Source organism: Erwinia sp. MYb375 (assembly GCF_037479175.1).
In the GTDB taxonomy this organism is placed as follows: domain Bacteria; phylum Pseudomonadota; class Gammaproteobacteria; order Enterobacterales; family Enterobacteriaceae; genus Erwinia; species Erwinia rhapontici.
Map to the genome: position 1 here is coordinate 76,765 of NZ_JBBGZS010000019.1, position 25,987 is coordinate 102,751.

Annotated in this window: 23 protein-coding genes; 8 read left to right on the plus strand and 15 right to left on the minus strand. The window is 54.8% G+C overall.

Translation table 11 applies throughout. The features are described 5' to 3' along the window. Window positions 1-5: 5 nt before the first annotated feature. From ftsB to cysG, 6 genes are all read right to left on the minus strand, one after another. A complete protein-coding gene (gene ftsB, locus WH279_RS11145) occupies window positions 6-317 on the minus strand; it encodes a cell division protein FtsB (RefSeq protein WP_133846027.1) in 312 nt (103 codons plus the stop codon). 190 nt (window positions 318-507) lie between these two features. Continuing rightward, entirely contained in the window at window positions 508-828 is a 321-nt protein-coding gene (locus WH279_RS11150) for a DUF3561 family protein (protein WP_133846028.1), read from the minus strand. Between the two features lie 82 nt (window positions 829-910). Then, window positions 911-1,516: an adenylyl-sulfate kinase gene (cysC, locus tag WH279_RS11155; protein ID WP_200643212.1), complete on the minus strand. Its 606-nt coding sequence runs from the start codon at window positions 1,514-1,516 to the stop codon at window positions 911-913. A gap of 1 nt (window position 1,517) precedes the next feature. Beyond that, entirely contained in the window at window positions 1,518-2,945 is a 1,428-nt protein-coding gene (gene cysN, locus WH279_RS11160) for a sulfate adenylyltransferase subunit CysN (RefSeq protein ID WP_339456593.1), read from the minus strand. A 9-nt stretch (window positions 2,946-2,954) separates the two neighbouring features. Further along, the gene (gene cysD / locus WH279_RS11165) at window positions 2,955-3,863 is read right to left on the minus strand and encodes a sulfate adenylyltransferase subunit CysD (protein WP_154753619.1); all 909 of its coding nucleotides are present in this window, start codon (window positions 3,861-3,863) and stop codon (window positions 2,955-2,957) included. A gap of 9 nt (window positions 3,864-3,872) precedes the next feature. Further along, on the minus strand, window positions 3,873-5,288 hold the full coding sequence (gene cysG, locus WH279_RS11170) for a siroheme synthase CysG (RefSeq protein ID WP_339456597.1): 1,416 nt from the start codon (window positions 5,286-5,288) through the stop codon (window positions 3,873-3,875). Window positions 5,289-5,688: 400 nt separating this feature from the next. Here cysG and WH279_RS11175 point away from each other — a divergent pair, with 400 nt between their 5' ends. Next, a complete protein-coding gene (locus WH279_RS11175; RefSeq protein ID WP_339456599.1) occupies window positions 5,689-6,672 on the plus strand; it encodes an aminopeptidase in 984 nt (327 codons plus the stop codon). A 16-nt stretch (window positions 6,673-6,688) separates the two neighbouring features. Next, entirely contained in the window at window positions 6,689-6,973 is a 285-nt protein-coding gene (locus WH279_RS11180; protein ID WP_159337947.1) for a YciI family protein, read from the plus strand. A gap of 256 nt (window positions 6,974-7,229) precedes the next feature. Here the strand turns inward: WH279_RS11180 and WH279_RS11185 are convergent, their stop codons facing one another. Genes WH279_RS11185 through cysJ form a run of 3 tightly spaced genes read right to left on the minus strand, consistent with a single transcriptional unit; the run spans window position 7,230 to window position 11,491 of the window. Next, window positions 7,230-7,961 carry a phosphoadenylyl-sulfate reductase gene (locus WH279_RS11185; RefSeq protein ID WP_339456601.1) on the minus strand — a complete coding sequence of 244 codons (732 nt, stop codon included), beginning with the start codon at window positions 7,959-7,961 and terminating at the stop codon, window positions 7,230-7,232. 12 nt (window positions 7,962-7,973) lie between these two features. Beyond that, on the minus strand, window positions 7,974-9,689 hold the full coding sequence (cysI, locus tag WH279_RS11190) for an assimilatory sulfite reductase (NADPH) hemoprotein subunit (RefSeq protein WP_339456603.1): 1,716 nt from the start codon (window positions 9,687-9,689) through the stop codon (window positions 7,974-7,976). Further along, window positions 9,689-11,491 carry an NADPH-dependent assimilatory sulfite reductase flavoprotein subunit gene (cysJ, locus tag WH279_RS11195; RefSeq protein ID WP_339456605.1) on the minus strand — a complete coding sequence of 601 codons (1,803 nt, stop codon included), beginning with the start codon at window positions 11,489-11,491 and terminating at the stop codon, window positions 9,689-9,691. Before cysJ ends, cysI begins: the two co-directional genes overlap by 1 nt. Window positions 11,492-11,778: 287 nt before the next feature. Here cysJ and queD point away from each other — a divergent pair, with 287 nt between their 5' ends. The 5 genes from queD to WH279_RS11220 all read left to right on the plus strand — a co-directional run bounded on the left by queD (window position 11,779) and on the right by WH279_RS11220 (window position 16,087). Beyond that, entirely contained in the window at window positions 11,779-12,138 is a 360-nt protein-coding gene (queD, locus tag WH279_RS11200; protein ID WP_133846039.1) for a 6-carboxytetrahydropterin synthase QueD, read from the plus strand. A gap of 199 nt (window positions 12,139-12,337) precedes the next feature. Beyond that, window positions 12,338-13,036 (plus strand): amino acid ABC transporter permease, encoded by a 699-nt coding sequence (locus WH279_RS11205; RefSeq protein ID WP_133846040.1) that lies wholly within the window; start codon window positions 12,338-12,340, stop codon window positions 13,034-13,036. Beyond that, window positions 13,014-13,781 (plus strand): amino acid ABC transporter ATP-binding protein, encoded by a 768-nt coding sequence (locus tag WH279_RS11210; protein WP_339456610.1) that lies wholly within the window; start codon window positions 13,014-13,016, stop codon window positions 13,779-13,781. Before WH279_RS11205 ends, WH279_RS11210 begins: the two co-directional genes overlap by 23 nt. 38 nt (window positions 13,782-13,819) lie before the next feature. Next, the gene (locus WH279_RS11215; RefSeq protein ID WP_171149564.1) at window positions 13,820-14,593 is read left to right on the plus strand and encodes an amino acid ABC transporter substrate-binding protein; all 774 of its coding nucleotides are present in this window, start codon (window positions 13,820-13,822) and stop codon (window positions 14,591-14,593) included. Window positions 14,594-14,665: 72 nt separating this feature from the next. Then, a complete protein-coding gene (locus WH279_RS11220; protein ID WP_339456614.1) occupies window positions 14,666-16,087 on the plus strand; it encodes an ABC transporter substrate-binding protein in 1,422 nt (473 codons plus the stop codon). 53 nt (window positions 16,088-16,140) lie between these two features. Here WH279_RS11220 and WH279_RS11225 read toward each other — a convergent pair whose 3' ends face one another. Further along, window positions 16,141-17,055 carry a LysR family transcriptional regulator gene (locus WH279_RS11225; protein ID WP_200643202.1) on the minus strand — a complete coding sequence of 305 codons (915 nt, stop codon included), beginning with the start codon at window positions 17,053-17,055 and terminating at the stop codon, window positions 16,141-16,143. 102 nt (window positions 17,056-17,157) lie between these two features. On the opposite strand from WH279_RS11225, the gene WH279_RS11230 reads away from it, so the two are divergent. Beyond that, window positions 17,158-18,030, plus strand: a complete 873-nt coding sequence (locus WH279_RS11230; protein WP_200643201.1) for an MBL fold metallo-hydrolase — start codon at window positions 17,158-17,160, stop codon at window positions 18,028-18,030. A gap of 66 nt (window positions 18,031-18,096) precedes the next feature. Here WH279_RS11230 and queE read toward each other — a convergent pair whose 3' ends face one another. From queE to pyrG, 5 genes are all read right to left on the minus strand, one after another. Then, the gene (queE, locus tag WH279_RS11235; protein WP_133846046.1) at window positions 18,097-18,768 is read right to left on the minus strand and encodes a 7-carboxy-7-deazaguanine synthase QueE; all 672 of its coding nucleotides are present in this window, start codon (window positions 18,766-18,768) and stop codon (window positions 18,097-18,099) included. Window positions 18,769-18,906: 138 nt separating this feature from the next. Next, window positions 18,907-20,574: a methyl-accepting chemotaxis protein gene (locus WH279_RS11240; RefSeq protein ID WP_339456618.1), complete on the minus strand. Its 1,668-nt coding sequence runs from the start codon at window positions 20,572-20,574 to the stop codon at window positions 18,907-18,909. A gap of 121 nt (window positions 20,575-20,695) precedes the next feature. Then, window positions 20,696-22,582 carry an acyltransferase family protein gene (locus WH279_RS11245; RefSeq protein WP_339456620.1) on the minus strand — a complete coding sequence of 629 codons (1,887 nt, stop codon included), beginning with the start codon at window positions 22,580-22,582 and terminating at the stop codon, window positions 20,696-20,698. Window positions 22,583-22,791: 209 nt separating this feature from the next. Next, window positions 22,792-24,087, minus strand: a complete 1,296-nt coding sequence (gene eno, locus WH279_RS11250) for a phosphopyruvate hydratase (RefSeq protein ID WP_133846049.1) — start codon at window positions 24,085-24,087, stop codon at window positions 22,792-22,794. A gap of 80 nt (window positions 24,088-24,167) precedes the next feature. Next, window positions 24,168-25,805, minus strand: coding sequence for a glutamine hydrolyzing CTP synthase (pyrG, locus tag WH279_RS11255; protein ID WP_133846050.1), 1,638 nt, complete (start codon window positions 25,803-25,805; stop codon window positions 24,168-24,170). Window positions 25,806-25,987: the final 182 nt, after the last annotated feature.

Genomic DNA, 25,987 nt, shown 5'->3' on the forward strand with positions numbered 1-25,987 from the left:
GATAGTTACTGACTGGCTGTTCGCTGCTGCGCGTTTCGTTTGTTTTGATCCGGCACCAGGCGATAGAAGGTCTCGCCGGGTTTAATCATCCCCAGCTCATTGCGTGCGCGTTCCTCGATCGCCTCCGAACCGCCGTTTAAGTCGTCGATTTCGGCAAAAAGCTGATCGTTACGCGCTTTAAGCTTGGCGTTATTGGCCTGTTGCTGAGCAACATCCTCATTAACGCGTGTATAATCATGAATGCCGTTCTTGCCCAGCCAGAGCGAATACTGCAGCCAGCCGAGAAGTACAAGTAACAGCAACGTAAGTTTGCCCATCCCCGCCCCCTGAAAAACGGCTCAATCATCCCATAACTTTTGGTATGACTCCACTCCGTCGATGAAATAGAACCACTTTCTCAGAATACGGCGTCAATACGCGTTAAAAAACAGCAAATAAGAGCATCAAAACGCCCTGCACTGATAGATTTTGTAACGTTGCGATGTATTTGCACATCTCACTGACGGCTCACCAGCCGGTGAGAAGCGTAAATAACAGCCAGAAAAGGGCGATCACCAGCAGCACCGTCGCTAACGCAGCCCAGACAAAATGCTCTCGCAGCAGCATAGTCGCGGCAATTCCCACCAGCACCGACACCGGTAACAGCGCCAGGAAGAAAGGCCAGGTGTAGAGGAAAAAAAACAGGGTAGTGGAACCATACAGCAGGAAAGGGATCGCCAGCGCGACCCACCATGAAACAAAGCCCATCGCGCCACCCGGGATGGCCCATGACGGCTCTTCCCGCTCGCGTTCGTCTTTACCTGCCAGCATGGGGGTAACGTTTTGCATAGACTTCCCGTTGATGCTTAGGCAGAGGCCAAAGTGCCTCTGCCTGATAACTGCCCGCAAACGGGCGTTAGCCGAAGCTCTCTCAGGGTTTGATAATATCTCGCTGGCGCAGCACGTCTAATAACTGTCGGGTTAAATGTGTTACCAATTGTTCACCATCCAGATGAATATCCGCCCGTTCAGGGGCTTCGTACACCGCATCGATACCGGTGAAATTGCGCAGTTCCCCGGCCCGGGCTTTTTTGTACAACCCCTTCGGATCGCGCGCTTCACAGATAGCCAGCGGCGTGTCGACAAAGACTTCAATAAAACGCCCTTCCCCGACCATTTCGCGCACCATCTGGCGCTCGGCACGATGAGGCGAAATAAAGGCAGTTAATACCACCAGCCCCGCATCCACCATCAGCTTAGCCACCTCACCGACGCGGCGAATATTCTCTTTACGATCGTCATCGCTGAAGCCGAGGTCGCGGCACAGGCCGTGACGCACATTATCACCGTCCAGCAGATAACTGCTGACATTCAACCGATGCAGTGCCTGCTCCAGCGCGCCAGCGACGGTGGATTTACCGGAACCCGACAGCCCGGTAAACCACAGCACCACACCCTGATGACCCTGCTGCTGCTCACGCTGTTCCCGGCTCACCGGATGCGTGTGCCACACCACATTTTCATCATGCTGCGCCATATTACTTACCGCCCAACAGGTCGCGTGCATTCCAGTGCGGGAAATGACGGCGCACCAGCGCATTCAGTTCCAGTTCAAAGGCGCTGAAATCACCGCTGCTCTGTTGCACATCGTCCAGCGGCTGACGGATCATACCCGCGCCAACAGTCACATTGCTCAGGCGATCGATAAAGATCATCCCACCGGTCACCGGATTTTGCTGGTACGGATCCAGCACCATCGGCTCATCGAAGATCAGATCCACCAGCCCGATACCGTTCAGCGGCAATTCCTGAGCGTTATGCTGCGTCAGGTTGTTGATCTCCACCTGATGCTGAATGCGCTCCACGCGCGCACGGGTTTTCTTCCCGGCAATTTTCACGTCGAAACTCTGGCCCGGCACCAGCGGTTTTTCCGCCATCCAGACCACATCCACCGCCGCAGCCTGCACCGGCGTCAGGTCAGCATCCGCGGCCACCAACAGGTCGCCACGGCTGATATCAATTTCGTCTTTCAGCACCAGAGTGATCGCCTCCCCGGCGGCGGCCTGTTGCAGATCGCCATCGAACGTCACGATGCGCGCAACAGCAGACTCCACGCCAGACGGCAGCACTTTCACCCGCTGTCCGACCTGAATAATGCCGGAGGCAAGCGTACCGGCGTAGCCCCGGAAGTCGAGGTTCGGGCGGTTAACATATTGTACCGGGAAGCGCATTGGCTGCTGCTCCACCACGCGCTGTACATCCACGGTTTCCAGCACGTCCAGCAGCGTTGGGCCGCTGTACCAGTTCATCGCGTCACTCGGAGAGGCGACGTTTTCGCCTTCCAGCGCCGACAGCGGCACAAAGCGGATGTCGAGATCGCCCGGCAGCTGCCCGGCAAAATCCAGGTAATCCTGTTTGATCTGCTCGAAGGTCTCCTGGCTGTACTCCACCAGATCCATCTTGTTGATGGCGACGATCAGATGCTTGATACCCAGCAGGGTGGAGATAAAGCTGTGGCGACGGGTCTGATCGAGCACGCCTTTGCGCGCATCGATCAGCAGGATCGCCAGATCGCAGGTTGAAGCACCGGTCGCCATGTTGCGCGTATACTGCTCATGGCCCGGCGTGTCGGCGATAATGAATTTGCGCTTCTCGGTGGAGAAATAGCGATACGCCACGTCAATGGTAATGCCCTGTTCACGTTCGGCCTGTAAACCATCAACCAACAGCGCGAGATCCAGTTTTTCGCCCTGGGTGCCGTGACGTTTACTGTCGTTGTGCAGTGACGAGAGCTGATCTTCGTAAATCTGACGCGTGTCGTGCAACAGACGGCCGATCAGCGTACTTTTGCCATCGTCCACGCTGCCGCAGGTAAGAAAGCGCAGCAGGCTTTTATGTTGCTGGGTGTGCAGCCAGGCTTCCACGCCGCCCTGGTCGGCAATCTGTTGTGCAATTACTGTATTCATGACGGTTCCTTAGAAGTAGCCCTGGCGTTTTTTCAGCTCCATTGAGCCGGCCTGATCGCGGTCAATCATGCGCCCCTGGCGCTCACTGGTGGTGGAAACCAGCATCTCTTCGATGATCGCTGGCAGCGTTTGCGCTTCGGACTCCACCGCACCGGTCAGAGGCCAGCAGCCGAGGGTACGGAAACGCACCATACGCTGCTCGATCACTTCACCCGGTTGCAGATCGATACGGTCGTCATCGATCATCATCAGCATACCGTCACGTTCCAGCACCGGGCGTTCCGCGGCCAGATACAGTGGCACAATCTCGATATTTTCCAGGAAGATGTACTGCCAGATATCCAGCTCTGTCCAGTTGGACAGCGGGAAAACACGGATGCTTTCACCTTTGTTAATCTGACCGTTATAGTTGTGCCACAGCTCCGGACGCTGGTTTTTCGGGTCCCAGCGATGGAAGCGGTCACGGAAGGAGTAAATGCGCTCTTTCGCGCGGGATTTCTCTTCATCACGGCGTGCGCCACCAAAGGCAGCATCAAAACCGTACTTATTCAGCGCCTGCTTCAGCCCTTCAGTTTTCATGATGTCGGTGTGCTTGGCACTGCCGTGAACAAAGGGGTTAATGCCCATCGCTACGCCTTCCGGATTACGGTGGATCAGCAGCTCTGCGCCGATATTTTTCACCATGCGATCGCGGAATTCGTACATTTCGCGGAATTTCCAGCCGGTATCAACATGCAGCAGCGGGAACGGCAGTGTTCCCGGATAGAAGGCTTTACGCGCCAGGTGCAGCATCACCGATGAGTCTTTGCCGATAGAGTACATCATCACCGGGTTGCCGAACTCTGCGGCCACTTCGCGGATAATATGGATGCTTTCCGCCTCCAGTTGACGCAGATGAGTGAGTCGTTTCTGATCCATATCTTTTACTCAAGCCAAATTAACAACAGGGGACTCGCGTCCGTCCTGCTGCGCTGAATGTTGAAACCATGCCAACTCGTCATGCAGTTTGACCACTTCGCCAATCACTAACAGCGCCGGAGTTGGGGCGTTTCGTGCCAGTTCTTCAAGTTGTTGTAAGGTCCCGGTCAGTACCTGCTGATCCTGACGGGTGCCACGGCTAATCACCGCAGCCGGGGTAGCCGGATCGCGCCCGTGCGCCATCAGCTGGCTGGCGATGTCGCCTGCCGCCATGGCCCCCATATAAATAGCCAGCGTCTGACGAGAACGAGCCAGCGCTGGCCAGTCCGTACCGTTGCCATCCGCACGGCATTGTCCGGTGACGAACAGAACGCTTTGTGCATGGTCACGGTGAGTCAGTGGGATGCCCGCGTAGGCGGTTGCCCCGGCGGCAGCGGTCACGCCCGGCACCACCTGGAAGGGAATGCCAGCGGCCACGGCGGCCTGAAGCTCTTCGCCCCCACGGCCGAAGATAAACGGGTCACCGCCCTTCAGGCGCACAACGCGTTTGCCCTGCTTCGCCAGTTCTACCAGCAGGCGGTTAGTTTCTTCCTGCGGAACACTGTGGGCGTTAGCGCGCTTACCCACGCAGATGCGATCCGCATCGCGACGCACTAAATCCAGAATTTCCTCGCTGACCAGATGGTCATACAGCACCACATCAGCCAGTTGCATCACCTGCAATCCGCGCAGGGTCAGCAGGCCACTGTCGCCCGGCCCGGCCCCCACCAGAATAATCTCTCCCTGCGGGGCTTCCGGGTCAGCCAACTGCTGGTCCAGCGTGCGTTTAGCCCCTTCCACATTGCCGGAGGCGACCTGATTGGCAAATAAGCCGTTGAAGGCTTTTTCCCAGAAACGGCGGCGATCGGACATTTTGTTGAAGCGGGCTTTCACTTTCCCGCGCCACTGGCCGGCAATCTGCGCCATCTGTCCGAGGTTCGCAGGCAGCAGCGACTCCAGTTTTTCACGCAGCAGGCGTGCCAGTACGGGTGCCGTGCCGCTGGAGGAGATCGCGACCACCAGCGGGGAGCGATCAACAATAGAAGGAAAAATAAAGGAGCATTTCGGCTGGTCATCAACCACGTTGGCCAGCAGACGGCGCGCAGTGGCATCCAGATAGACCTGACCATTGAGTTCGCCATCATCGGTGGCGGCAATCACCAGGAACACCTGATCAAGCTGAGTGGCCTGATAATCCTTTGCCAGCCATTCGATACTGCCGCTGTCATGCAATGCCGCCAGTTCTTCACACAGATGGTGTGACACGACCAGCACATGCGCACCGGCGCGGCGCAGCAGTTCGATTTTGCGTGCAGCGACATCGCCACCGCCAACCACCAGCACCGGCTTGTGTCTGATATCAGCAAAAAGAGGGAGATAATCCACGTGAACCCTGTCTATATCACTATTGTTAAGGGGACTATACGTCCCGCGCTTAAGGCTTATGAAATTACTAATTGGAATGAGTAGTTACCGAATGGAATAACGCCCCGGTAAAGCTGAGAACAAAATGTGCTTAACAGATGATATTTCGCACCTTTCAGAGAGAATAAAATTGTTTAACGGCCATCACAATTTCATACTAACTGCGCAAAAAATTTCGTACGTATCGTCACTGACGACGTATCAATGCCTGAATGATTAGGCGTAATTGTCGCAGCCAGTTTGGACTCGGACAGCGCTTCAATCCCGCAGCGTACACGCAGTACGTGAGGATTTTGAACCTGGGCAGTGCTCAAAATGGCAAGTAAAATAGCCTGATGCGACAGGTTTTAAGGAATGATCCATGGTAACCCTTCTGCGCCAGGGGACGCTGGCAGCACTGCTCATTTGCGGCATCAGTTTCAGTTCGAGTGCCGTTAGTATAAAGACAGGCAGTATCGCCGAACAGCAACTGCGTCATATTGCCACCTATTTTCCCGGCAGAATGGCGGGCAGCCCGGCGGATATGCTGACCGCCGATTATCTGCAGCAGCAGTTCACCCAGCTGGGCTATCACAGCAACCAGCGTCGTTTCACCACGCGTTATGCCTATCAGCATCAAAGCGGCGATGTGACATGGCGCAACGTCAATGCGACCTCGGTAATTGCGGCGCGGGAAGGCCAGGTCGCACAGCAGATTGTGATTATCGCCCACAGCGACAGCTGGACGCCGCATAATGATACCGAGATGCAGAATAACCTCGGTGGGCTCACCAATCAGGGCGTGGATGATAATGCCTCCGGCCTCGGGGTGATGCTGGAACTGGCACAGCGGCTCAGTAGTCAGCCACAGCATTACAGTTTGCGCTTCGTTGCCCTGAGCGGCGAAGAGATTGGCCATCAGGGCAGCGAAGACTACCTTTCGCGTATGACCCCCGAAGAGAAACACAATACGCTGCTGGTAATTAATCTCGACAGCCTGATTATCGGCAGCCATCTGACGTTTACCAGCGGCAGCAAAACCCCCAAAGCCGTGGCCCGGCAGACGCGCGATCGCGCCATGACACTGGCCCGTCATCTGGGCATCAAAAGTTCGGCGCAGACAGCGAGTGAAGAGACCCCCTTCGACCGCGCCGGCTTCCCGCTGCTGTCGGTCAACGCCAGCGATGCGTCATCCGGCAAGCTGCCGCGTAGTATCGCCCAGCACTTCCCTGTCGCGCTTCGCCATCAGGCACAGCGTGATAATCTGGCTTATATTGACCGCTGGTTACCGGGGCGTATTACCCACCGTGCACATGATTCGGTGGCGGTGTTGCTGCCCTTGATCCGCGAACTGGCTAATCCTTAATGTTTTGGAGTGATTCATGTATATCGTCTTTCTGACCTACACCCGTCCGATGGAAGAAGTGGAAGCGCTGCTCGAACCTCACGTTGCCTGGATTAATCGTTACTTTACCGCCGGGGCCTTTATCAGCGCCGGGCGTAAAGATCCGCGCACCGGCGGCATGATCATGGTGAAAGAAATGGACAGAAAGCAGCTGGACGTTATCCTGGCGGAAGATCCGTTCCAGAAAGTCGCCAGCTACGAAGTGACAAAAGTGAATATCACCCGCTCTGCGGATAAGTTTGCGGCACTGACCGGGATCTGATGGTCCCGATACCAACAGCTACCCCGCTTTAATACAGAGCACCGGTGACCGCAATGGGCAGAACGCCCCGCTGCAATACCGCAGTCATATGGAGCACGGGTTGACCGAAAAAAATGGTCAACCCCTACAGGAAATCGCACTTTGGTGGCGGTTTGGAAAGCGACAGCGAGTACCCTTTCTGCGGGTAACTACGGGAGATTCAGTGGCCGACCAAAACAGAAGGTCGGCCACGACGCTAATTTGGTAACAAGTAAAACTACTCGTGCAGGCCGCACTCGCGCTTCAGGCCAAAGAAACGCGTCTCTTCTTCTGCCATCCCAGGTTCCCACTTACGCGTGGTGTGGGTATCCCCCACCGAGAGATAACCCTGTTCCCACAGCGGGTGGTAGCTCAGGCAATGCTGTTGCAGATACTGATATACCTGACGGTTATCCCAGTCGATGATCGGCAATAATTTAAAGACGCCTTTCTTGATCGCCAGCACCGGCAAATGCGCCCGGCTCCCGGACTGATCGCGGCGCAGGCCGGCAAACCATGTCTGGGCGTTCAGCGTCTCCAGCGCACGGTTCATGGGTTCAACCTTGTTGATCTGGTTATAACGCTCAATGCCCTCTACGCCCTGCTCCCACAGCTTGCCATAACGCGCTTCCTGCCACGCCGGGCTGTGCTCTGCGCGGAACACCTGTAAGTTAAGATCCAGCTTCTCGGTCAGTTGATCGATAAACTGATAGGTTTCCGGGAACAGATAGCCGGTATCCGTCAGAATCACCGGAATATCTGGCTTCTGCCGCGCAACCAGATGCAGACTGACCGCCGCCTGAATGCCAAAACTGGAGGTCAGCACGGCCTCGCCCGGCAGGTTCTCCAGACCCCAGATCACCCGGTCTTCGGCAGACAGTTTATCCAGCGTGTTGTTGATTTCGGCGAGCGCCATGACGCGCTCCACCTTCGGTAATGCGTTCAGTATCGTCAGATCGAGAACTGCCATATCACGCCTCCCTCATTCCCAGAAATCACGGGCCGGATCGAGTACCGGCCGGACGATCCCGGCACGGATGGTGAAATCACCGAAACCTTCGTCAGCTTCGCGCTCTTTCGCCCAACGGCCAACCAGCTCATCAAGCGTTGCCAGAATCTGCTCTTCATTGATGTTTTCACTGTGCATACGCGGAATGCGTGTACCCACGCGGTTACCGCCCAGATGCAGGTTGTAACGCCCCGGTGCCTTGCCGACCAGGCCCACCTCAGCCAGCAGCGCACGGCCACAGCCATTCGGGCAACCCGTTACGCGCAGGACAATATGCTCATCACCCACACCGTGCTTATTCATGATGCCTTCAACACGCGTCACAAACTCTGGCAGGAAACGCTCCGCTTCAGCCATTGCCAGTGGGCAGGTCGGGAAGGCCACACAGGCCATCGAGTTTTCACGCTGATGACTGACGTTTTCCATCAGACTGTGCGACATCGCCAGCTGTTGAATTTTCTCTTTCTCTGACTCCGGCACCCCGGCAACTATCAGGTTCTGATTCGCCGTCAGGCGGAAATCGCCCTGATGGATCTTAGCGATCTCGGCCAGACCGGTTTTCAGCGGCCGGCCAGGGTAGTCGAGCAGACGACCATTCTCGATAAACAGCGTCAGGTGCCATTGATTATCGATGCCCTTAACCCAACCAAAACGATCGCCACGTGTGGTGAATTCGTACGGACGGGTCGGCTCGAAGGTCAGCCCTGCACGGCGCTCCACCTCCGCTTTAAACACATCCGGGCCAACGCGCTCCAGCGTGTATTTGGTTTTTGCGTTCTTACGGTCGGTACGATTCCCCCAGTCACGCTGAGTGGTGACCACGGCTTCGGCCACATCGAGAATTTTCTCCAGCGGCAGATAACCGAACTCGCTGGCGGTGCGTGCGTAAGTGGCTTTATTCCCGTGGTCGATAGACAGTCCGCCGCCCACCAACAGGTTAAAGCCCACCAGCTTGCCGTTCTCGGCAATCGCAATAAAGTTCAGGTCGTTGGCGTGCAAATCGACGTCATTATGCGGCGGCACCACCACGGTCGTTTTGAACTTACGCGGCAGATAGGTTTCACCGAGGATCGGCTCAACGTCAGTGGTGGCCACTTTTTCCTGGTCCAGCCAGATTTCGGCGTAAGCGCGGGTCTGCGGCAGCAGATGCTCAGAGAGCTTTTTGGCCCACTCGTACGCTTCCCGATGCAGTTCAGACTCAATCGGGTTTGAGCTGCACAGCACATTACGGTTCACGTCATTGGCGGTCGCCAACGCATCCAGGCCCACTTCATGCAGCATCTGATGCGCCGGTTTAACGTTGCCTTTCAGAATGCCATGGAACTGGAAAGTCTGGCGGTTGGTCAGACGGATACTGCCGTAAATCGTGTTATCGGTGGCGAACTTGTCGATCGCCAGCCACTGTTTCGGCGTCATGATGCCGCCCGGCAGACGGCAGCGCAGCATCATCGCATGGCGCGCATCCAGTTTCTGCTCTGTACGTTCAGCACGGATATCACGGTCATCCTGCTGGTACATACCGTGGAAACGGATCAGCAAGAAGTTATCGCCGTTGAAGCCGCCGGTCAGCCCGTCGTGCAGGTCTTCGGCAATGCCACCACGCAGATAGTTACTCTGTTTTTTCAGGCGTTCAGCGTCGACCAGCTTGCCTTCGACCACCAACGGCCCTGGGTATTTTTCATTGCTCATTAGTACACATCTCGCTGATAACGGCGCTCAATGCGCAGCTCACTTAAAAATTCATCCGCCGTTTCGGTGTCCATTGCACCGAATTCGGCTACCACTTCCAGTAATGCCTGCTCAACGTCTTTAGCCATACGATTTGCATCGCCACAGACGTAAATGTGCGCGCCCTCTTCGATCCAGCGCCACAGTTCCGCACCTTTCGCACGGATTTTATCTTGTACGTACACTTTATGATCCTGGTCGCGTGACCAGGCTAAATCAATGTTTGTCAGCAAACCGTCTTTCACGTAACGCTGCCACTCAACCTGATACAGGAAGTCTTCGGTAAAGTGTGGATTACCGAAGAACAGCCAGTTTTTACCGCCAGCCCCTTCCGTATCACGCTGCTGCATAAAGGCGCGGAACGGGGCAATCCCGGTGCCCGGGCCAATCATAATCACCGGTGCATCCGGGTTGGCTGGCAGACGGAAATTATCGTTGTGCTCAATGAAGACGCGGATTTCTGCATCCTCCTCCAGACGATCAGCCAGATAGCTGGAGGCCCCGCCAGCACGCGCACGGCCTTCAATCTCAAAGCGCACAGCACCAACGGTGATATGCACTTCGGTTTCATTCTCAGCCTGCGAAGAAGCAATCGAATAGAGGCGCGGCGTCAGCGGACGCAGCAAGCCGAGTAACTGCTCAGCGTTCAGCTCAGTCGGGGCGTAACGCACCATATCAACAATCGGTGTGTTCTGTGCGTAATGGTGAAGTTTGGCTTTCTCGTCAATTTGCGCCAGTAACGCTTCATTGCGGGAAAGCTGGGCATACTGCTCGACGATCTGCGGGGTATTGACCGTCAGTTCATACTGTTTTTGCAAAGCCTCTGCCAGGGGTAACGTCTCGCCGTTCACGGTGACTGTCTCGTCGCCTTTCAGCCACAGCAGTTCAAGCAGCTCTTTTACCAACAGCGGATCATTCTCGAACCATACGCCAAGGGCATCGCCCGGCTGATAACGCAACCCGGAATCACCGAGATCAATTTCAATATGGCGCACATCTTTATCGGAGTCACGACCCGTGATTTTCTGATTGACCGCCAGGCTGGCGGTCAACGGAGTTTCTTTGGTGTAGGGGCTGCTGTGAATTTCATTCACGCTACCTGTTGCCGCTGCGGCAATCTGACCCGCGCTGGCATCCGGCACACGAGCTTTAAGAACATCCACCACCTGCTTACGCCAGGCTTCGGCCTGTTGCGCGTACTCCACGTCAGCATCAACGCGATCGAGCAGACGCTCCCCGCCCAGTTCAGCCAGTTTGTTGTCAAAATCTTTTCCGGCCTGGCTGAAAAATTCGTAAGACGTATCCCCCAGACCAAACACCGCAAAGGCGCTGCCGTCCATTTTTGGTGCTTTCTTCGACATCAGGAATTTATGCAGCGCAACGGCTTCTTCCGGCGGCTCCCCCTCGCCCTGCGTGGAGGTCACCACGACCAGTAGTTTTTCCTGCCCGATCTGCTTGAATTTATAGTCACCGGCATTCACTAGGTTAACGTTCAGTTTCACGGCCAGCAGGTCATCACGCAGCTGTTCGGAGAGACGGCGTGCATTCCCGGTTTGTGACGCAGAGAGAATAGTGACGGTTGGCACCTCAACCGCAGCGGGAGCGCTGGCGACTGCCGTACCCGGCGCCTGATTGACCATGCCCCAGAAATAACCGGAAAGCCACGCCAGCTGGGTGGGGGAATAATCACCGGTGGCTGCCTGTAAGCGGGCAAGCTGGTCCGGATTTAACGGAAGCATGTTAGAGGGTGCCTGAGTCGTCATTGCGTTGAAAATTCCACAGTCAGAGATCTATTAACAACAGGGTAAGGGCAAGCATAATAACCCTTAAATAAGGGTTGGAAATAATTAATAACCAAAATGACTAAACGGTTTTTATGGTAAGCATTAGCGACAAAACAGGTTAATTATTTTCATATTATTCAATAAGTTAAAAACAACAATTTTTACAGGTATTTCCCTTTATCGCGTTTAGCCGGGAAACGGGTGCGAAAAAAGCTGTTTTCCGGTATCCTGCGGCGGTTTTATTGATAAAGACTGAGACTGTCACTATGGCGACTACGCTGTTTAAAGATTTTCAATTCGAAGCCGCGCACCATTTACCGAATGTGCCAGCAGGGCACAAATGCGGCCGCCTGCACGGGCATTCCTTTATGGTTCGTCTGGAAATTACTGGCGAAGTGGATGCGCATACGGGCTGGGTAATGGATTTTTCAGAGATCAAGGCGGCGTTCAAACCCGTTTATGATCGTCTGGACCATTATTATCTCAACGACATCCCTGGGCTTGAAAACCCGACCAGCGAAGTGCTGGCAGAGTGGATCTGGCAACAGATGAAGCCGGTTCTGCCGCTGTTAAGCGCCGTACTGGTGAAAGAGACCTGCACCGCTGGCTGCGTCTATCGCGGTTGATTGCCAGACAGGCCCGGTTGACGCCCGTTAATCCGGCCTGTTTTTCATATATGCGTTTTTCAGAAAAGCTTATGAATTAAATATATATTCTTAGAGAATATATTATATCATTTCAAGATATAAGCGCTCCTTACCCCACCGTGATATTCTCTCGCCACAGAACAAAAATCGATATTCATTTTTTTAAGATGGGTGAACAATGCCAGCATGGCTTACGTTAGCAATTGATTCATTCTGGCCGATGCTGTACGCCGGTGTGACATTTACCATCCCTTTAACGCTGGTCTCTTTTGCACTGGGTTTATCGCTGGGCTTTATCGTTGCACTGGCACGATTATATGGGCCTAAGCCCCTGCAATATATTGTGCGATTTTATGTCTGGCTTATTCGTGGCACGCCATTACTGGTACAGCTCTTTCTGATTTTCTATGCACTTCCTGGCGTGGGGATTACCCTAGATGCATTCCCGGCTGCGGTTATTGGCTTCACGCTGAATATTGGTGCTTATACCTCTGAAGTGATCCGCGCCACGTTGCTTTCTGTGCCAAAAGGTCAGTGGGAAGCGGCGCACTCCATCAGTATGAGTTGGGTTCAGGCGCTACGTCGCATCATTATTCCACAGGCGGCACGCATTGCCGTCCCGCCGTTATCCAACACCTTTATTTCGCTGGTAAAAGATACCTCTCTGGCCTCGGTCATTACCGTCCCTGAGATGTTTCTGGCCGCACAGCGTATTGCGGCCGTCACTTATCAGCCATTAATACTGTATACCGAAGCCGCCATTATTTATTTATTAATCAGTTCTGTTTTATCTGCATTACAGACCAGACTGGAAAATAAGCTCGCCAGCAATAGCACGGTAAAGGAAAGAGATAATGATAAAATTATCCAGCATTGAAAAACAATTTGATGGCAATCCGGTTTTAAAGAATATCGACCTGACGATTAATGAAGGTAGCGTGACGGCACTGATCGGCCCTTCCGGTAGCGGCAAGAGCACATTATTACGCTGCATCAACCTGCTGGAAATACCGCAGGCGGGCGAGTTAACCATCGGTAACGAACATATTGTATTTTCCGGCAGCCAACGTGTTGCCCGAAAAGATATCCGTCGTATTTGCCAGCAAACCGGCATGGTATTCCAAAACTTTCAGCTGTTTCCCCATCTGACCGTCATTGAAAACATTATGGAAGGGTTGATTACCGTCCATAAACAGCATCCCGCTCAGGCTCGCGAACGTGCCGAGGCGCTGCTAAAGAAAGTGGGCATGATCCATAAACGCGATGCCTGGCCTGCCACCCTGTCCGGTGGTCAGCAGCAGCGCGTGGCGATTGCCCGCGCACTGGCGCCGTCACCCAAGGTACTGCTGTGTGATGAACCCACCTCGGCGCTGGACCCGGAGCTGTCGCTTGAAGTCGTTGCGGTGCTGAAGGATCTGGCAAAAGAAGGAATGACCATGCTGATGGCCACGCACGACCTGCGTCTGGCCGCCAATATTGCTAACCACGTGGTGTTTCTCGAAGCGGGGGAGATCGTGGAAACAGGAACCTCTCGCGATCTGTTTACCCGCGCCGAGAAACCCAGAACGAAAGCCTTTATCTCGACCCTGACCGACACCCTGCCCGATTCCTGGGAAATATAATTTAAGACCCCATCACAGACAGCATTCAGGAGTTTTTAATGAAAAAGATCGCAACGTTATTATTGGCAGGCCTGGTACAGCTGAGCTTCTCCTCTGCCGCACTGGCAGAAACTGATCTCGCTAAGATTCAGTCGGCTGGAGTGCTGAAAATCGGTACGGAAGGAACCTATCCACCGTTTACTTACCACGATGCTTCCGGCGCGTTAACCGGTTTTGATGTCGAGATCGGCCGCGAAGTGGCTAAACGCCTGAACGTGAAAGCGGAATTCGTGGAAGGGAAGTGGGATGGTCTGATCGCAGGGCTGGATGCCAGGCGTTACGAAGCGGTGATTAACCAGGTGTCTATTACCCCGGAGCGTCAGCAGAAATATGATTTCTCTGTACCCTACATCGCCTCAAAAGGCGTGCTGATTGTGCGCAGCGATAACACCAGCATCAAATCCTTCGAAGATTTGAAAGGCAAAAAATCAGCGCATACGCTGACCAGCAACTATGCACAGCTGGCACGCAGCTACGGTGCGGAGATTGTCGGCACCGACGGCTTTAACCAGTCGGTCGATCTGGTGGCCAGCGGCCGTGCCGATGCCACCATTAACGATAACCTGTCTTACCTCGACTTTAAAAAACACAAGCCGGACGCCAACGTGAAAATCGCTGCCACCCGTGCCGATGCCGAGCAGGAAGGTATTCTCATCCGTAAAGGTAACCCTGAGCTGAAAGCCGCCATTGATAAAGCCTTAGCTGAGATTAAAAGCGACGGGACTTATCAGCGCATTTCTCAGCACTATTTTGCCGCTGACGTTTCCAAATAACCCCCCTCTGTGACACTCCGCAGGGCTGCCAATGCCCTGCGGAGACGCTTCTCCTGCTGATGAGTGACTTCAATGACGATCTCCTCCACTGACCTGTTTACCGTCGTTCAGCCCACGGTGCCGCTTGCCGATCCGCATGTTCTGTCAGATATCCGTGACCGGCGCAGCATTATTGATGCGATCTTTGATGCGCTCGTCAGACGCAACGATGAGGGCGAGTTTATTCCATGGCTGGCGGAAAGCTGGTCAGTGGAGGACGATTGCCGACGCTGGCGCTTCCAGCTGCGCGCTGGCGTGCGCTGCCACAACGGCGCAATACTCACAGCCTTTGATGCCCAAGCCTCTCTGCTGCGCGCACTCTCACCGGAGATGCCAGGCGAGCTGGGTACGCAGGGCGTGCTGCGCAGCTATTTACAGCATGCCGCCGTGGCGGTGGCCGATAATGGCGTGCTGACGATCGACAACCCGGAACCTTTTGCTGATCTGCTGGATTTACTGGTGGATATTGCCATTGTTCCGGCAGACAGCCTGCACGCGCTGCCACAGCAGCCCATCGGCAGCGGTCCTTACCAGTTCGCAGAGCAGCAGCCAGGGCGTATCACCCTGCACGCCTTTGATGATCACTGGGCGGGTAAACCGCCAGCGGACACGCTGGTGTGGCTGGCCGAGCCTGATGCCGTGCAACGCCAGGCGCTGTTTGCCCGTGGTGAGGCCGATCTGCTGGTGGACCCGCTGTTTGAGCCAGCTGGCGCGGAAAACATCGTCAGCCAGCGTAGTTATCTGTGCATTATTTTTCTGCTGAACCTGTTTGAGGGGGCCACACAGGATGTTCGGGTCAGAAAGGCACTGAATCATGCCGTTAATCGTCAGGCGATAATCGCACATCCACAGATCGCTCAGGGTCATGCGCGCCCCTTAGCCGGGCCGTTAACGGCACGCCACAGCGGTATTCCGCAGGATGTGCAGCCCTATCGCTACGATCCCAACGCAGCACGACAGCTGCTGGCAGACGCGGGCTATGCCTCAGGGCTGACGCTGTCGCTGGCGCTGCCGGCACGCTTTCCCGATGAATCGATTGTGCTGGCCCGGCATATCGCGGAGGAACTTCAGGCGGTGGGTGTGACCGTCGAGTTGACTATCTATGAAAACAGACCCGCGTATGCGCAGCGGGTACGCGATAAGCAGTTTGGCGATATTGCCTGCTTTGACTCCAGCCCGGCCAGCGGCTGGCGCGTTTACCGTGAAAAACTGGATTCCCGCCAGCAGGGCCCGTGGTGGCAGGGTTATCACAGCGAGGCGCTCAATGCGCTGCTTGACCGTGCCGCCGCGACGGCCGATGGCGATCAACGCGCGGCAATGATGCGCCAGGCGTTTACTCAGGTTCACGATGACGCCCCCTGGCTATTTTTGTATGCCCCGGATCACCGCTGGGCGCTGGGAGAGAAAGCCCACGGCTGGCACCCCTGCGCAGAAGGTCGGGTCCGCATCCTCTGATACCCTAAGGTGGCTCACAATACCGAGCCATCTCCCCGGCCCTCCATCCGTCTCTACTCTCCTCCTCTCAGCAGTCGCCCGGCGTCCTCTGCGCTAAACCATGCCACCAGGAAATCCAGCAATGTACGCAGGCGCGCAGACTGATACTGCCGCGACGAATAAATCGCATACAGCCCCAGCTCATCAAGCTGATACTCCGGCAGCAAGGCCACCAGCTCACCGCTGGCCAGCAGCGGTCCTGCACTGTAGTTCGGCTGCATGGAAATACCGGCCCCCGCCAGGGTGGCAGAGAGCAGCATCACCGAATCATTGCCGCTCAGATTGCCACTGACCGCCACCGCCTCTTTTTCCTCTCCCCGGGTGAAGTGCCACAGGCTTTTACCAAAATGCGAGTAGGCCAGGCAGTTGTGATGGGTGAGGTCCTGTGGGATCTGCGGCGTTCCTGCACGGGCAAGATAAGCGGGAGCGGCACAAATCACTGACTGACAGGTATGCAGGGGGCGGGCAATCAGGTTGGGCTCCAGCTGGGCAGTAATGCGCAGCGCCAGATCAATGCGTTCTTCCACCAGATTGACCCGTTGATTGCTGATGTGCAGGTCGATGCGCACCCGGGGATAACGCTGCTGAAATGCGGTCAGTGCCACCATCAGCACGCTTTGCCCCAGCGACAGCGCACAGGAGACGCGCAGCAGCCCGGAGAGCCCCTCCCCCTCTGGCTGGTTGCTGTGCTCAATCTCGGCAGACAGCGCCGCCAGTTGCTGGCAACGCGCCAGTGCATGCTCTCCGGCAGGCGTCAGGCTCAGACGGCGGGTGCTGCGATGCAGCAGACGCGCCCCGGCCCAGCTTTCCATCTGGTTCAGATAGCGGGTGACCATAGCCCGCGACATATCCAGCGTTTCCGCCGCCGCCGACAGGCTGCCGCGTTGAACAATGGTGATAAAAACCGTCGCTGCGGTGACGCGATCCATAATATGTCCGTTTTATGCAACAATCTGTTGCCTGATAGTCGGTTTATCTGCTGAATTTTGCAACCTACACTGGGTTCTTTTCCGACTCACAGGTCATTTACGATGAAAACCCGCCTCACTCTCCTGCTGGCACTGACGGCCAGCGCCCCACTGTATGCCGCTGAAACCCTGAAACTGGAAGTTTATAATCCAGGCGAAGCCAGTATGTTTGCGGTTTCCAGCGAAATCATTTCCGGCCCGCATGAAGTGGTGCTGATTGATGCCCAGTTCCAGCGCAATGATGCCGAAGCGCTGGTCAAACGCATCAAAGCGACCGGAAAAACGCTCACGACGGTGTTTATCAGCCAGTCGGACCCGGATTTCTACTTCGGCCTCGATACGATTAAGCGCGCCTTCCCGCAGGTAAAAATTCTCGCTACTGCCGCCACGGTAGATCTCATTAAACAGAGCAAAGAAGGTAAGCTGGCGTTCTGGGGGCCGAAGATGGGCGCTAATGCTCCAGAGTCGCTGATTGTTCCCGAGGTCTTACAGGGTGACAGTTTCAAGGTGGACGGTGAGCGCATCGAGGTCAAAGGCGTGAACGGTCCGCAGCCGCAGAATACCTGGCTGTGGGTGCCCTCCCTGAAAACAGTAATGGGCGGCGTGGTGGTGTATGGCAATAATATTCACGTCTGGATGGCCGATGCGCAGTCAGCCACCGAGCGCTCAGTGTGGCAGCAGAAGCTGGAGGCGATTACAGCGCTGAAACCGGTGCGCGTCGTTCCAGGGCATTTCCTGCCGGGTGCGGCAGAGACCGTGGCGTCAGTAAACTTCACACACCAGTATCTGAAAACGGCGGAAAGCGTGCTGGCAGAGAGTAAAGATGCCACCAGTTATACCGCGACGATGAAGGCGAAATACCCGGATTTAAAAGATGCGTCGAGCCTGGAATTGAGCGCGAAAGTGCTGAAAGGCGAGATGAAGTGGCCGCAGTAACCCTTCAGGGTCTGAAATCGTAGGGGTGAGGCATGCCTCACCCCGACATGACTACGTCGATCCGGGTCAGGCAATATTCAAATATTTATGCGTCTGCATCGATAACCGCCAGTTACGCGCAATGCAGGTTTCAATGCACAGCTTGGTCGCATCATCCTTCTGACTGATCGGCTGCAGCGCGATAATCCGCGCCTTATCATCGCTGAGCGTAGCCAGCAGGTCATCCAATGCATCGACATCGCGCTGACGCGCCACCGGGTGTTTCACTTCATCGGCGCGCACCAGGGCCTGGTGCAGCACATCATAGCCGCCGCGCATGTTTACCTTCGGCGACACTGTCACCCAGGTTTCCGGCGTACAGCGCACGTCATGCGTACCGCTGGTTTCAATCTGGCAACCAAAGCCGTGCTGCTGAAGAGCAGCGGTCAGCGGGGTCAGATCGTGAATGCACGGCTCACCGCCGGTAATCACAATATGCTTCGCCGTCCAGCCATGCTGGCGGATCACGCCGATCAAGGCCTCTGCATCGGCTGCGCCCCAGGCATCAGTTTCGACGGTCTTCAGCAGAATATCTCCCAGCGATGTCTCCCGATCGGCCAGTTTATCCCAGGTATGTTTGGTATCACACCAACTGCAGCCCACCGGGCATCCCTGCAAGCGGATAAAAATTGCCGGTACGCCGGTATAAAGACCTTCGCCCTGCAACGTCTGGAACATTTCATTTATCGGGTACTGCATTAACATCTCGACTGGTGGCTAAAATACGGGCGCAGATTATGGCAGATTGACAGAATAAGGCCAAACAAAGCGTGCCAATCATTGCGCCGCCCTTTACCCACCCCCCAATGCGGACGGTCAACGGCTGGGCAGAGGGGGTTAAAACGTCTCCCAATTCCCTTCGTCGGTGACTGCAACTTTACGCGGAGCGGCCAGCCGTGGGGTTTTGAGTGCCTGAGCGCTGCGGTTATCGACAACCACAGCACGCTGTGGTCCGATTTTAAACACGGCAACCGCCTGAGACAGCAGGCTGGCCTGCTCTTCCAGTGACGCTGACGCGGCCGCAGACTCCTGCACCAGAGAGGCATTCTGCTGCGTCACCCGATCCATCTCGGTAACTGCCAGGCCAATCTGGTCGATGCCACGGCTCTGTTCATCAGACGCCGAGGAGATCTCACCCATGATATCGGTGACGCGCACCACCGCGCTGACGATATCCGTCATGGTTTCCCCTGCCGTTGCCACCTGCTGTGAACCAGCATCCACGCGGTTCACTGAGTCCTCAATCAGGGTTTTAATCTCTTTGGCAGCCTGGGCGCTGCGCTGGGCAAGATTACGCACTTCGCCCGCGACAACGGCAAACCCGCGCCCCTGTTCACCGGCCCGTGCCGCTTCAACCGCCGCATTCAGCGCCAGGATATTGGTCTGGAAAGCGATGCCATCGATCACGCTGGTAATATCAGCAATCTTTTTAGAACTTCCCGCGATCTCATTCATGGTTTTCACCACACCTTCCACCACCCTGCCGCCTTTCGCGGCGGTTTCTGAGGCGTTCTTCGCCAGCTGTGACGCCTGACGCGCGTTTTCGGCGTTCTGCTTCACGGTAGCCGTTAACTCTTCCATGCTGGCCGCGGTTTGCTCCAGCGAGGCCGCCTGTTGTTCAGTACGGGAAGAGAGATCGTTGTTACCCTGAGAGATTTCACTCGCCCCGGTGTAAATAGCATTCGAACTGTCACGCACATTACCCACGGTGCCGATCAGCGACTGCTGCATTTGCGTCAGGTTACTGGCCAGCAACCCCATTTCGCTGCGCCCGTCCACCACCAGGGTTTCGGAAAGGTCACCCGCCGCGATACGCTGAATATGGACCAGCAACTGTTTTAACGGCGTCAGCAGAACACGTTTGATCACCACCCAGACCGAGCCCACCAGCAGCAGCAATATCAACACCACTGCCCCCAGCGTCCAGACCATATGGTTGTAGCCGTCCTGGTTATCGGTGACGCCCACCGCCAGCAGGCTGCTGTTCTGCTCACGCCAGCGGTCATAATTTTTCTCTAAATCATCCTGAGCTTTCTGCGCTTCCAGATTACCGTACGCTTCGTAGTTATTGGCCCCCAGATACTGAATGGACTGTTTCATGGTGTCGTACATCAGCTGATAGCTACTGACAATGGCATCATCCAGTGCCGTATTCTGGCCCTCTACCGCCGGATACTGTTTATAACGGGCAAAATGTTGTCCGGCATCGTCCAGCGTTTCAGAGGCCTGGCCCAGCAGTTTTTCAATCGCCGCCATGGAGGCAGGATCGGTCTGCTTTTTCAGGATACGGATAGCCACCCGGTTGATGGTGACCCGCGTTTTGACCAGTGTTTGCCATGCATCACTCAGTTGCCCCTGTTGCTCAGTCAAAATCGTGGCACGGGTGAAGTTGGCTTTGTCCTGGCTTATCGCATTGAACGAGAGCGCGCTGGAGACAAGCAATAGCGCACTAAAAATGATCAGCATGATAACGATGCTGGTGACGACTTTTATATTTTTTAGCATGGTGCGCACTCTGTGATGGGGTTAGCCCGATAACAGCTAATATCGGTTCAGAGTGGCATTTACTTTAATTACTTACAAAAGCCCTGTGGGCGGCCCTTTGACGGCCGCCCGGATTGATAAATTACATAAATCTGTTGTCGCGCATCTGCACCATCGCCTGCTTCGCCACGTCTTTCGCCCCGCTCAGGGTAAAGTGACCGTAGTCGTTCGAGGTCGGATGGCCGTCAGACGCCAGCCCGCGACAAATGTTACCGGGGCAGACAATCGAATAAACCGAGATATAGGGCGTTCCCTGCTCGGCCATCGCTGTGCGCATTTGTTCGTCTGTCCCACGGACCTCTTTCTTAATCGATGAGGCAACCAAATCTTTTCGTCCGTCTGTCTGATAAGCCAGCAGGTCCGGCAGCGCTTCAGTATATTCGACGGTCGGCCCCATGACGATGATATTGTCCGAGCGAGATTTCAGGTGATCGAGCGTTGCGCGCAGAGGCGCGATATCCTCCGGTGCCCAGCGCGCCGAAATGATGATGCCGTCAATATGATGTTCTGCGATCCACTGGTCGTAGACATAGTCCACCAGTCGGGTGCACGGATTACGCAGTGACTGCTGGTACAGCGGCTTGCAGCCTGCTGAGGTCGCCTGAATAACATTCACCCCATCTCCCGCTGCCAGGCTGATGGCACGCCACAGATGCGCCGCGTGGCTGTCACCGATCATCACATAGTTCTTCGCGGTCGGAGAGGTCTTGAGGCAGAACTCACGATCAAATGGTTTATCTTCCTCGCTCTTACCATCGACGAAACACTGTCCGCGGCGATACTGATAATCGAACTCCGGCATCTTGCTGTATTCCGAATACTGCGCCAGTGCCAGCGCCGCCGGAGAAAACTGCCCGGAGCTGTTGCTGATATGGCCTTTATACAGCGCTCCGCTGGCCATCACGGCAAGCCCTATCACCGAAGCCGTCACAATACGGCCCGGGCTGAGGTAAGACAGTTTGTAGCGGAACGGGATTTCGATCAGATAGCGCGATGCCACTGCCAGACTAAAGGTTAAGACGAGGATCACCAGCTCACGCACACCCGGTTCAAAATTAAAGAACATGCGCGAGTAGACAATGATCGGCCAGTGCCACAGATACAGGCAGTAGGAGATCATACCGATGTACACGACCGGCTTCAGTGCCAGCAGGCGGGAGACGACAGACTGCTGACCCGCCAGGATAATCAGGAAGCTACCAAGACACGGATAGAGCGCATTCCACGCCGGGAAAGGCAGGGTGGTATCAAGCCAGAGAAAACCAAACAGAATCAACGCCAGCCCACTGAGGCTCATGGCGTGTTTCACCCCGGTACGGTAATGGGCAGTTTTGGCTTCCAGCCCGGCGATAGCAATAATCCCGCCGAGCGCCATCTCCCAGGCGCGGGTCGGAAGCATGTAGAAGGTAAAGGTAGGTTTGCGCGTAACGCCGTAAATACTCAACAGCAGCGAACCCGCGATCACCAGCAGCATCACTTGGGTGGTACGGTTGCGGAACAGACGGATCACCAGCAACAGGAGGATGGGAAAGAGAATATAGAACTGCTCTTCCACCGCCAGCGACCAGGTATGCAGCAGCGGCTTCAGATCGGCCGGGCCATCAAAATAGCCGGTGGTTTTCCAGAAAAAGATATTCGACGCTGACAGCAACGCCGCCAGTGCACTGTTGCTCAGATCGGTAAACTGAGCGGGAAGCAGATGGTAATAACCAAATATCATCACCGCCAGCAGCACCACAAACAGCGGTGGCAAAATGCGCAGGCAGCGACGTTTATAGAAATCGAGGTAAGAGAAGTTGCCACTCATGGCACTGTTATAAATGATGCCGCAGATCAGATAGCCGGAAATCACAAAGAAAATATCGACGCCGGTAAAACCGCCAGGTATCCCCCCTATTCCCATGTGGTACGCAATAACCGGCAGTACGGCAAGTGCGCGTAGCCCGTCAACATCAGCACGGTATTTCATATTTTCTGATCCTGGTTACAAATAGTCACCGCGAATTTACACAAAATGACGCATAAAAACGCCCCGTAATCCATGAACCAGGACTTTTCCGCATTAAAGAAATAACCCTAACGCGCTGAAAAATAAAAATAAGCAAAAAAAAGCCCCGTCCGGAGACGGGGCTTTTCAGATAATCCTCAACCGGATAACCGGTTCAGAATATCGACAGCTTACTGACCTTTAACTTCTTTCAGGCCGTTGAATGGCGCACGGTTGCCCAGCGCTTCTTCGATACGGATCAGCTGGTTGTACTTAGCAACACGGTCAGAACGGCTCATAGAACCGGTTTTGATCTGGCCCGCTGCAGTACCTACCGCCAGGTCAGCGATAGTGGCATCTTCAGTTTCACCTGAACGGTGAGAGATCACCGCAGTGTAGCCCGCGTCTTTTGCCATTTTGATCGCAGCCAGCGTTTCGGTCAGAGAACCGATCTGGTTGAATTTGATCAGGATGGAGTTAGCGATGCCTTTGTCGATGCCTTCTTTCAGGATCTTGGTGTTGGTCACGAACAGGTCGTCGCCCACCAGCTGGATTTTGTCGCCCAGCACTTCGGTCTGGTATTTGAAGCCAGCCCAGTCAGATTCGTCCAGGCCATCTTCGATAGAGACGATTGGGTACTGTTTGGTCAGGTCTTCCAGGAAGTGAGTGAACTCTTCGGAAGTGAAGGCTTTGTTGCCTTCGCCTGCCAGCACATATTTACCGTCTTTGTAGAATTCAGATGCTGCACAGTCCATTGCCAGGGTGATGTCTTTACCCAGAACATAGCCCGCTTCTTTTACCGCTTCAGCGATAACAGCCAGTGCTTCTGCGTTAGAACCCAGGTTTGGCGCATAGCCACCTTCGTCACCAACCGCAGTGCCCATGCCTTTAGATTTCAGCACTTTTGCCAGGGTATGGAACACTTCAGAACCCATACGCACAGCTTCTTTCAGCGTTTTCGCGCCAACAGGCTGGATCATGAATTCCTGGATGTCGACGTTGTTGTCTGCGTGCTCGCCGCCGTTGATGATGTTCATCATTGGCAGTGGCATAGAGAACTTGCCTGGGGTGCCGTTCAGTTCAGCAATGTGCTCGTACAGTGGCATGCCTTTCGCAGCCGCCGCCGCTTTAGCCGCAGCCAGAGAAACAGCCAGAATCGCGTTAGCACCAAACTGTGATTTGTTCTCAGTACCGTCCAGATCGATCATGATCTTGTCGATATTGGCCTGGTCTTTGGCATCTTTGCCGGTAACCGCGTCAGCGATCGGACCATTAACAGCAGCAACAGCTTTAGTGACGCCTTTACCCAGGAAACGAGATTTGTCACCGTCACGCAGTTCCAGCGCTTCGCGAGAACCAGTAGAAGCACCTGATGGCGCCGCTGCCAGACCGACAAAGCCGCCTTCCAGATGCACTTCAGCTTCAACAGTCGGGTTTCCACGAGAGTCGATGATTTCGCGACCGATGACTTTAATGATTTTGGACATTAGTTTTTCCTCAGTACAAGTTAGCTTAAACTTAGACACACGGCTTGAAACCCTAAGATTTCAAGCCGTTATGAAAACACTTATTTTGCCAAACGCTTCTGGTACTCGCTGGCAGCTTTCACAAAGCCACTGAACAGCGGGTGCCCGTCCCGAGGTGTTGAGGTGAATTCCGGATGGAACTGACACGCAACAAACCATGGGTGGTCAGGGATCTCAATGATCTCAACCAGTTGGTCATCCCCAGAGCGACCTGCCACACGTAAACCGGCCGCTTCAATTTGCTTCAATAGCATATTGTTGACTTCATAACGATGACGGTGGCGCTCAACAATGGTGTCAGATCCATAAAGGTTACGCACCAGACTGTTATCCGTCAGCTGGCACTGCTGGCTACCCAGGCGCATGGTGCCGCCCAAATCGCTCTGCTCAGTACGCTGCTCAACGTTGCCTTCTTCATCACGCCATTCGGTAATCAGCGCCACAACCGGGTACTTACAGTCAGGAACGAACTCCGTTGAGTTCGCACCCTCCATATGTGCCACGTTACGGGCAAACTCCATCAATGCGACCTGCATACCGAGGCAAATGCCGAGGTAAGGAATATTGTTTTCGCGGGCGTATTGCGCCGTCATCAATTTGCCTTCCACACCACGATAGCCGAAACCGCCAGGGATAAGGATAGCATCCAGATCCTTCAGCACTTCAACACCACGGGTTTCAACATCTTGAGAGTCGATCAGCTTGATATTCACCGTTACACGGTTTTTCAGACCACCGTGCTTCAGGGCTTCGATCACTGATTTGTACGCATCCGGCAGTTCGACATATTTGCCGACCATCCCGATGGTCACTTCGCCACCTGGATTCGCTTCCTGATAAATCACCTGCTCCCACTCGCCAAGATTGGCTTCCGGAGCATTCAGGTTGAAGCGTTTGCAGATAAAATCATCCAGACCCTGCGATTTCAGCATGCCAGGAATTTTGTAGATGGAGTCGACATCTTTCAGTGAGATAACGGCTTTTTCCGGCACGTTACAGAATAGCGCAATCTTAGCGCGTTCATTGGCTGGAACCGCGCGGTCAGAACGGCAGATCAGCACATCGGGCTGAATACCGATAGACAGCAGCTCTTTCACTGAATGCTGGGTTGGCTTCGTTTTAACTTCGCCCGCCGCGGCCATATACGGCACCAGCGTCAGATGCATATACATGGTGTGCTCACGACCCACATCCACCGCCATCTGACGAATGGCTTCCAGGAATGGCAGTGATTCGATGTCACCCACGGTGCCACCAATTTCCACCAGCACAACATCATGGCCTTCGCCACCTTCAATGATGCGTTCTTTGATGGCATTGGTAATGTGCGGGATCACCTGAATGGTCGCACCCAGATAGTCGCCACGACGCTCTTTGCGCAGGACTTCAGAATAGATACGGCCTGTGGTGAAGTTGTTACGGCGGCTCATCTTAGTACGGATGAAACGCTCGTAGTGACCGAGATCCAGATCGGTTTCCGCGCCATCATCGGTGACATAAACTTCACCGTGCTGGGTTGGACTCATGGTGCCTGGGTCCACGTTGATGTACGGGTCCAGCTTCATGATGGTCACGTTAAGACCACGCGCTTCAAGGATAGCGGCCAGGGAAGCTGCGGCAATGCCTTTACCCAGAGAGGAAACGACCCCGCCGGTCACAAATATATAGTTCGTTGTCATGCTGAACCTGAGAATGTAGGTTTAAAGACGATGGAATGAATAACCAAGACGGGAAAATAGTATACCCGAAACACCCCGTTGCGACAATTGCTCGTTTCCGGTTGTGTGCTTACCACCGCATTTACCGCCATGAGATTACCTGAATACGCACATCAGGAGGTTGACGCGCGTCACATTTTTGT

What these genes read in the sequence shown, in the direction of transcription:
- ftsB (WP_133846027.1), bottom strand. Translation starts at nt 317, where the DNA reads ATGGGCAAACTTACGTTGCTGTTACTTGTACTTCTCGGCTGGCTGCAG.
- WH279_RS11150 (WP_133846028.1), bottom strand. Translation starts at nt 828, where the DNA reads ATGCAAAACGTTACCCCCATGCTGGCAGGTAAAGACGAACGCGAGCGG.
- cysC (WP_200643212.1), bottom strand. Translation starts at nt 1,516, where the DNA reads ATGGCGCAGCATGATGAAAATGTGGTGTGGCACACGCATCCGGTGAGC.
- cysN (WP_339456593.1), bottom strand. Translation starts at nt 2,945, where the DNA reads ATGAATACAGTAATTGCACAACAGATTGCCGACCAGGGCGGCGTGGAA.
- cysD (WP_154753619.1), bottom strand. Translation starts at nt 3,863, where the DNA reads ATGGATCAGAAACGACTCACTCATCTGCGTCAACTGGAGGCGGAAAGC.
- WH279_RS11175 (WP_339456599.1), top strand. Translation starts at nt 5,689, where the DNA reads ATGGTAACCCTTCTGCGCCAGGGGACGCTGGCAGCACTGCTCATTTGC.
- WH279_RS11180 (WP_159337947.1), top strand. Translation starts at nt 6,689, where the DNA reads ATGTATATCGTCTTTCTGACCTACACCCGTCCGATGGAAGAAGTGGAA.
- WH279_RS11185 (WP_339456601.1), bottom strand. Translation starts at nt 7,961, where the DNA reads ATGGCAGTTCTCGATCTGACGATACTGAACGCATTACCGAAGGTGGAG.
- cysI (WP_339456603.1), bottom strand. Translation starts at nt 9,689, where the DNA reads ATGAGCAATGAAAAATACCCAGGGCCGTTGGTGGTCGAAGGCAAGCTG.
- cysJ (WP_339456605.1), bottom strand. Translation starts at nt 11,491, where the DNA reads ATGACGACTCAGGCACCCTCTAACATGCTTCCGTTAAATCCGGACCAG.
- queD (WP_133846039.1), top strand. Translation starts at nt 11,779, where the DNA reads ATGGCGACTACGCTGTTTAAAGATTTTCAATTCGAAGCCGCGCACCAT.
- WH279_RS11205 (WP_133846040.1), top strand. Translation starts at nt 12,338, where the DNA reads ATGCCAGCATGGCTTACGTTAGCAATTGATTCATTCTGGCCGATGCTG.
- WH279_RS11210 (WP_339456610.1), top strand. Translation starts at nt 13,014, where the DNA reads ATGATAAAATTATCCAGCATTGAAAAACAATTTGATGGCAATCCGGTT.
- WH279_RS11215 (WP_171149564.1), top strand. Translation starts at nt 13,820, where the DNA reads ATGAAAAAGATCGCAACGTTATTATTGGCAGGCCTGGTACAGCTGAGC.
- WH279_RS11220 (WP_339456614.1), top strand. Translation starts at nt 14,666, where the DNA reads ATGACGATCTCCTCCACTGACCTGTTTACCGTCGTTCAGCCCACGGTG.
- WH279_RS11225 (WP_200643202.1), bottom strand. Translation starts at nt 17,055, where the DNA reads ATGGATCGCGTCACCGCAGCGACGGTTTTTATCACCATTGTTCAACGC.
- WH279_RS11230 (WP_200643201.1), top strand. Translation starts at nt 17,158, where the DNA reads ATGAAAACCCGCCTCACTCTCCTGCTGGCACTGACGGCCAGCGCCCCA.
- queE (WP_133846046.1), bottom strand. Translation starts at nt 18,768, where the DNA reads ATGCAGTACCCGATAAATGAAATGTTCCAGACGTTGCAGGGCGAAGGT.
- WH279_RS11240 (WP_339456618.1), bottom strand. Translation starts at nt 20,574, where the DNA reads ATGCTAAAAAATATAAAAGTCGTCACCAGCATCGTTATCATGCTGATC.
- WH279_RS11245 (WP_339456620.1), bottom strand. Translation starts at nt 22,582, where the DNA reads ATGAAATACCGTGCTGATGTTGACGGGCTACGCGCACTTGCCGTACTG.
- eno (WP_133846049.1), bottom strand. Translation starts at nt 24,087, where the DNA reads ATGTCCAAAATCATTAAAGTCATCGGTCGCGAAATCATCGACTCTCGT.
- pyrG (WP_133846050.1), bottom strand. Translation starts at nt 25,805, where the DNA reads ATGACAACGAACTATATATTTGTGACCGGCGGGGTCGTTTCCTCTCTG.